Raw genomic sequence first — 6,157 nt, 5'->3', positions numbered from 1 at the left:
GGCCAGCCGGCGGCGCGGACGGCACGGACCGTTTCCAGCCACCGGTGGCGGGGGCCGAAGGGGGCGTAGCCGGCGGCGGCCCGCCAGGCGTCGTCGAGGGCGCGGATCAGGTCGTGGATGCGTTCGCCGGGGACGTTGCGGTGGATCAGTGCCTTGGGCAGCCGCTCGGCGAGTTCGGCCGGGCTGGTCAGCGTGGTCAGCTTCGCGGCCAGGGTCAGCGTGCGGGGGCCGTCCGCGTCGAGCAGCACCCAGCTGCCGAGCCGGCCCAGCTCGTCGCAGGTCCCCTCGACCAGCAGCCCACCCGGGGCGAGCCGGTCGGTGACCGTGCGCCAGGCGTCGGCGACCTCGCCCTCGTCGTACTGCCGCAGCACGTTGAACGCGCGGACCAGGGCGGGGCGCAGGCCGGCCAGTTCGAAGCCGCCCCGGGCGAAGGTAAGCCCGGGCGGGTCGGCGGCGGGCTGGGCGGCGGCGACGCGTACCGGATCGATCTCCAGCCCGACCACCCGGACGTCGGCGCGGACCCCGGCCGTCAGTCGGGCCCGCAGCTCGACGGCGGTGACCGGCGTGGCGCCGTAGCCCAGGTCGACCACCAGCGGGTCGGCCGCCGCCCGCAGGGCGTCGCCGCAGGTCTCGACGATCCAGTTGTCGACCCGCCGGAGCCGGTTCGGATTCGTCGTCCCCCGGGTGACCACGCCCAAGGGCTTCATCAGGTCACCCGGTGCACCTTGTGCTGGTCGGCCTGGGCCAGCGGGCGCACCACCAGCCGGTCCACGTTGACGTGGTGTGGGCGGGTGGCGCACCAGGCGATGCAGTCGGCGACGTCCTCGGCGACCAGCGGCTCAGCCACCCCGGCGTAGACCGCGGCGGCCTTGTCCGCGTCCCCGCCGAAGCGGACCAGGCCGAACTCGTCGGTCTTCACCATCCCCGGGTCGATCTCGATCACCCGCACCGGCCGCCCGCTGAGCTCCAGGCGCAGGGTGCCCGCGATCGCGGTCTGCGCGTGCTTCGCGGCGGCGTAGCCGCCCCCGCCCTCGTACACGGTGAAGCCGGCGGTGGAGCTGACGATCACGATGGTGCCGGCGCCGGAGGCCGCCAGCGCCGGCAGGAGCGCCTGGGTGACCCGGAGCGTGCCGAGCACGTTCACGTCGTACATCCACTGCCAGTCGCCCACCGAGCCGGACTCCACCGGGTCGAGGCCGCGCGCCCCGCCGGCGTTGTTGACCAGCAGGGTGACCGGCCCGGGCGCGGCGGCGGCCGCCTCGGCCAGCCCGGCCACCGACTCGTCGGAGGTGACGTCGCAGGCCACCGCGGTCGCGCTGCCGCCCGCCGCCGCGATCTCGGCGACCAGGTCGGTCAGCCGGTCGGTACGCCGCGCGGCGGCGAGCACGTGGAAGCCCTCGGCGGCCAGCCGGCGGGCGGTGGCCGCGCCGATCCCGCTGGACGCCCCGGTGACGATCGCGACTGAGGTCATCCGGTCATTCTGCCCCCGCCCGTGGTGCCCCGCGGTGATGAGGTCCGTCACCCTGGGGCCCCGGCGACACGCATTTCCGAAGCCCGATGGGGAAGATGACACCCGGCGTGGAGGTTGACCGAGAAGCGCCGGTCGTGCGGAACGGCATCAACCGTGGCAGAGGGAGCGGACGTGGCGGATTTGCACACCGGTGTCGGTCGTCAGCGAGGTGCCCTGCCGTGGCCCCGGCCGCGCCGGATCGCCACCCTCTCCGTGCACACCTCCCCCCTGCACCAGCCCGGCACGGGCGACGCGGGGGGCATGAACGTCTACATCCTGGAGGTCGCCCGCCGGCTGGCCGAGGCCGACGTCGAGGTGGAGATCTTCACCCGGGCCACCTCCGGTGACCTGCCCCCGGTGGTCGAGATGGCCCCCGGCGTGCATGTCCGGCACGTCACCTCCGGCCCCCTGGAAGGGCTCACCAAGGAGGAACTGCCCGGGCAGCTCTGCGCGTTCACCGCCGGGGTGCTGCGCGCCGAGGCGGCCCGCCCGCCCGGCCACTACGACCTGATCCACTCGCACTACTGGCTCTCCGGGCAGGTCGGCTGGCTGGCCAAGGAGCGCTGGGGGGTGCCGCTGGTGCACACCGCGCACACTCTGGCGAAGGTGAAGAACGCCCAGCTCGCCGCCGGCGACCGGCCGGAGCCGAAGGCCCGGGTCATCGGCGAGGAGCAGGTGGTCGCGGAGGCCGACCGGTTGGTCGCCAACACCCGGGTGGAGGCCCGCGACCTGCTCGGCCGGTACGACGCCGATCCGGACCGGGTGGCCGTGGTCGAGCCCGGCGTCGACCTGGAGCGGTTCCGCCCGGCCGCCGGGGATCGGGACCTCGCCCGGCTCGCCGCCCGCCGCCGGCTGGGGCTGCCCACCCAGGGGTACGTGGTGGCCTTCGTCGGCCGGATCCAGCCGCTCAAGGCGCCCGACGTGCTGATCCGGGCGGTGGCCGCGCTGCGCCACCGGGATCCCGCGATCGCCGACGAGCTGACCGTGGTGATCTGCGGCGGTCCCAGCGGCAGCGGCCTGGACCGGCCGACCGCCCTGATCGAGCTGGCCGCCTCGCTCGGCGTTGCCGACCGGGTGTGCTTCCTGCCGCCGCAGACCGGCGAGGACCTGCCCGCTCTCTACCGGGCCGCCGACCTGGTCGCGGTGCCGTCGTACAACGAGTCGTTCGGGCTGGTCGCGCTGGAGGCCCAGGCCTGCGGTACGCCGGTGCTGGCCGCCGCGGTGGGCGGCCTGGTCACCGCCGTCGGGGACGGGGTGAGCGGGGTGCTGATCGACGGCCACGACCCGGTCGACTGGGCCCGTACGCTCGCCAGGCTGCTGCCGGACCCGCTCCGCCGGGCGGCCCTGAGCCGGGGCGCGGAGCGGCACGCGGCCAACTTCTCCTGGCAGCGGACGGTCTCCGGCCTGCTCGCGGTCTACGGCGAGGCGATGGCCGAGCACCGCGCCCGGCTCGCCGACCGGCTGGCCGGTGACCCCGCGCTGTCCTGCTCCTGGTGAGGCGTCCGCCGCCCGTGGGCGGCCCGGTGCGGCCGTAAAGTGGGTCCGATGAGCCGTAGGAGCGACGTCGCCGCCCTGATCGAGTCGGTCTGCGCCGAGCGTGAGCTGGACTGGGAGTCGACCGGCGAGGGGTCGTACGCGGTCACCTTGCCGGGCACGCACAAGCTCAAGACGATCTGCAACCTGATCGTCGGCGAGCACGCGTTGCGGGTCGAGGCGTTCGTGATGCGCCAGCCGGACGAGCGCCGCGAGGAGCTGTGGGCCTGGCTGCTGCAGCGCAACGCCCGGATGTACGGGGTCTCCTTCTCCATCGACGCGGTCGGCGACGTCTACCTCACCGGCCGGGTCAACCTGGCCGGGATCGACGAGGACGAGCTGGACCGGCTGCTGGGCGCCGTACTGACCTACGCCGACGATTCGTTCGACAGCATGCTGGAGATCGGCTTCGGCACGGCGATCCGCCGCGAGTGGGAGTGGCGGGTCAAGCGGGGCGAGTCGACGGCCAACCTGGCCGCGTTCGCCCACCTCTTCGAGCCCTCCGCCGGGGCCGGCCGGGCGGCGGGCGGCGTCGGTTCGACCGCCGGAGGTTCGGAGCCGTCCTGACGGGTATGCCGCACCGCGCGGTGCGGTAATGGGACCCACCGCGGGCCGAGGACGGACTGTCGAGGAGCGTGTCCCATGGCTCAGCGCAACAGCTCAGGTCGCGGCGGGACTGCGACGAGGACCAAGCAGCAACCCGGCAACCAGACCCCGGGGACGCCAAACATCTCCGAGTCTGAGATCTCCCGGATGAGGGTGGACGACATCCGCGGCCAACTCCGCCGGCGCGGGGTCTCCGGGATCTCCGCCCTGCGCAAGCCGGAGTTGGTGAAGACGTTGGCCCGGACCATGCGGGCGGAGAGCCGGGGCGGCGCCGCCGCCCGCAAGGCCACCGGGCCGGCCGGCCGCGCCGCCCCGACGAAGAGGGCGGCCGCCAAGAAGGCTCCGGCGAAGAAGACCGCCGCGGCCCGGGCGAAGGCGGCGCGCGCCGCGAAGGCCACGGGCGCGCGGGCGAAGAAGGCGGCCCCCGCAAAGAAGGCCGCCGCGAAGAAGGCACCGGCCGCGAAGAAGGCGCCGGCCGCGAAGAAGGCGCCGGCCGCGAAGAAGGCGCCGGCCGCGAAGAAGGCGCCCGCCGGCAAGAAGGCGGTCCCCACCAAGAAGGCGCAACCGTCCCGGGCCCGCGCCGCGAAGGCGCCAGCCGGGGCGGGCGCGAGGGCGGCGCCCGCCCGGGGCGCCGGTATGGCGGCGGCGGCGACGCCGGTCCGGACCGGGCGGTCCTCGTCCCGTTCGGTGCGGTCGTCCCAGCAGGTCACTTCGATCGAGGATCGTCCCGAACGTCCCGGTCGGAGCCTGGTGACCGCCAACCACGAGGTGATCCAGCGGTGGGCGCGGGCCCGCAACGCCAAGCCGGCCACCATCGCGGGCACCGAACGGGAGGGCCGGCCGGGGGTGCTGACTTTCAACATTCCGGGCTACCGGGAGAGCAGCCGGATCCGGGAAATCACCTGGGACGACTGGTTCCGGACATTCGACATCCGTGGGCTGAACCTGATCTACCAGGAGCAGATGCGGGACGGCCGGCAGAGCAACTTCTTCCGTACGGAAAACCCGGATCGGGAGGACGCCTGAGGTTTACGGGAATGGCCGGCGGGAACCCGCTGTTGACACATCCATGGCCCGGAGCAAGGACAGCCGGATTTCCGACACGAATGCTGTGACGGGCGAGACACTGATCTGAGTTGAATCCAGAATCCGGGCGAACTAACTTTATTGCACCGCGCCACGCTTGGAATCGTTCGGGGGAGCGGCGGATCGATCAGATCCGCGCAAGCGAGGCGCGAGGGAAACAGGTGGAGCACACCGTTGGGGGACGGTGCCACCTGTGGAACCGGCGGCGCGAGCGGGCGACGCTTACGGGGGTGAGTGTCGCCCGCCGCCGCCGGGCGTACGGTGCGGGCGTCCACCACGACGGGGGTCGTGGTGGGCGCCCAGCGCCGTTTCCGGGCCAGGCTCAGCGGCCCGCGGCCACGGCTTCCGCCCGACGTTCCCGGTCGCGCAGCGCGGCCACCCGGCGCTCCCGGGGCGGACCCGCCAGCAGGTGGCCGACCGCCGCCGCCAGGCCCAGTCCGCCGACGACCAGCCAGTGCCGGTCGCCCAGGTACTGCAGGCTCAGGCCGCCCAGCGCGGGCGCCACGAACGACGCCGCCGGGAAGGTCAGGTAGAAGACCGACTGATACCGGGCGCGCAGCTCCGGCGGTGCCAGGTCGGCGTTGATCTGCGCGTTCGGCGGCGCGGCGAGCATCGAGCCGATCGTCCAGACCACCGCCGCGCCGAGGTAGAACGGCAGCTTGTCGGCGACGGCCAGCGCGCCGAAGCCGAGCGCCATCAGCCCGGTGGAGACCGACAGCACGGTCGCCTTCCGGTAGGGCTCGATCAGCCGGGGCACGAAGAGCTGCCCGAGCACGATCAGCGCGCCGCCGAGCGCCACCACCACGCCGTACGCCGACGGGCCCAGGCCGTCCGCGCGCATCGCCAGCGGCATGATCGTCGAGGTCTGCATGGTGAGCACGGCCAGCACGAAGGTCAGCCCGACGAAGGCCAGGAAGGTCCGGTCGGTCAGCGCGGTGACCAGCCCCGGCCGCCGGGAGCCCGAAGGGGCCTCGTGGGCCGCCGGATCGGCCGTGCCTGCCGCGCCGGGACCGGCCGTGTCGGCCGCCGCGCCGCGTCGGCGGGCCCGGGCGAGCGTCTCGGGAACCTTCCAGGCGATGATCGCGGCGGCGGCCAGCGTGGTGCCGGCGTCCACCAGGAACAGGGCGACGAAGCTCGCCTCGGCGAGCACGCCGGCCAGCAGCGAGGCGACCGCCATGCCCAGGTTGAACGCCCAGAACTGCAGGTTGAACGCGCGCGAGCGGCGGGCCTCGGGCACCACGTCGACGATCGCCGCCACGAACGCCGGACTGGGCATCGAGTGCACCACCCCGACCAGCGCGGCGAGCACCGCGATCACCGCCAGGTGCCGGCTGAACGCCAGCGCCACCATCAGCCCGGCGGCGCCGAGGTGCGCGGCGAGCAGGGTGGCCCGCCGGCCCCAGCGATCGGCCAGCACCCCGC

General features: G+C 74.2%; 6 protein-coding genes. 3 read left to right on the top strand and 3 right to left on the bottom strand.

Going from position 1 to position 6,157, the window contains the following annotated elements; genetic code table 11:
* The coding region (locus DKT69_RS33700; RefSeq protein WP_201749993.1) for a class I SAM-dependent methyltransferase at positions 1 to 707 on the bottom strand (707 nt) is incomplete at its 3' end.
* Positions 707 to 1,471, bottom strand: a complete 765-nt coding sequence (locus DKT69_RS33695) for an SDR family oxidoreductase (RefSeq protein ID WP_109805452.1) — start codon at positions 1,469 to 1,471, stop codon at positions 707 to 709. The genes DKT69_RS33700 and DKT69_RS33695, both read right to left, overlap by 1 nt.
* 171 nt (positions 1,472 to 1,642) lie before the next feature.
* On the opposite strand from DKT69_RS33695, the gene mshA reads away from it, so the two are divergent.
* From mshA to DKT69_RS33680, 3 genes are all read left to right on the top strand, one after another.
* The gene (gene mshA / locus DKT69_RS33690; protein ID WP_109805451.1) at positions 1,643 to 3,007 is read left to right on the top strand and encodes a D-inositol-3-phosphate glycosyltransferase; all 1,365 of its coding nucleotides are present in this window, start codon (positions 1,643 to 1,645) and stop codon (positions 3,005 to 3,007) included.
* Positions 3,008 to 3,055: 48 nt separating this feature from the next.
* The gene (locus DKT69_RS33685) at positions 3,056 to 3,610 is read left to right on the top strand and encodes a type III secretion system chaperone family protein (protein WP_109805450.1); all 555 of its coding nucleotides are present in this window, start codon (positions 3,056 to 3,058) and stop codon (positions 3,608 to 3,610) included.
* 186 nt (positions 3,611 to 3,796) lie between these two features.
* Complete coding sequence (locus tag DKT69_RS33680) at positions 3,797 to 4,675, top strand: hypothetical protein (RefSeq protein ID WP_109805449.1); 879 nt, start codon at positions 3,797 to 3,799, stop codon at positions 4,673 to 4,675.
* Positions 4,676 to 5,057: 382 nt separating this feature from the next.
* Here the strand turns inward: DKT69_RS33680 and DKT69_RS33675 are convergent.
* On the bottom strand, positions 5,058 to 6,157 hold a 1,100-nt coding region (locus DKT69_RS33675), incomplete at its 5' end, for an MFS transporter (RefSeq protein WP_109805448.1).

It is taken from the genome of Micromonospora sicca (assembly GCF_003172935.1).
GTDB classification, from domain to species: Bacteria; Actinomycetota; Actinomycetes; order Mycobacteriales; family Micromonosporaceae; genus Micromonospora; species Micromonospora sicca.
This window is presented reverse-complemented; position numbering and strand designations above follow the sequence as displayed.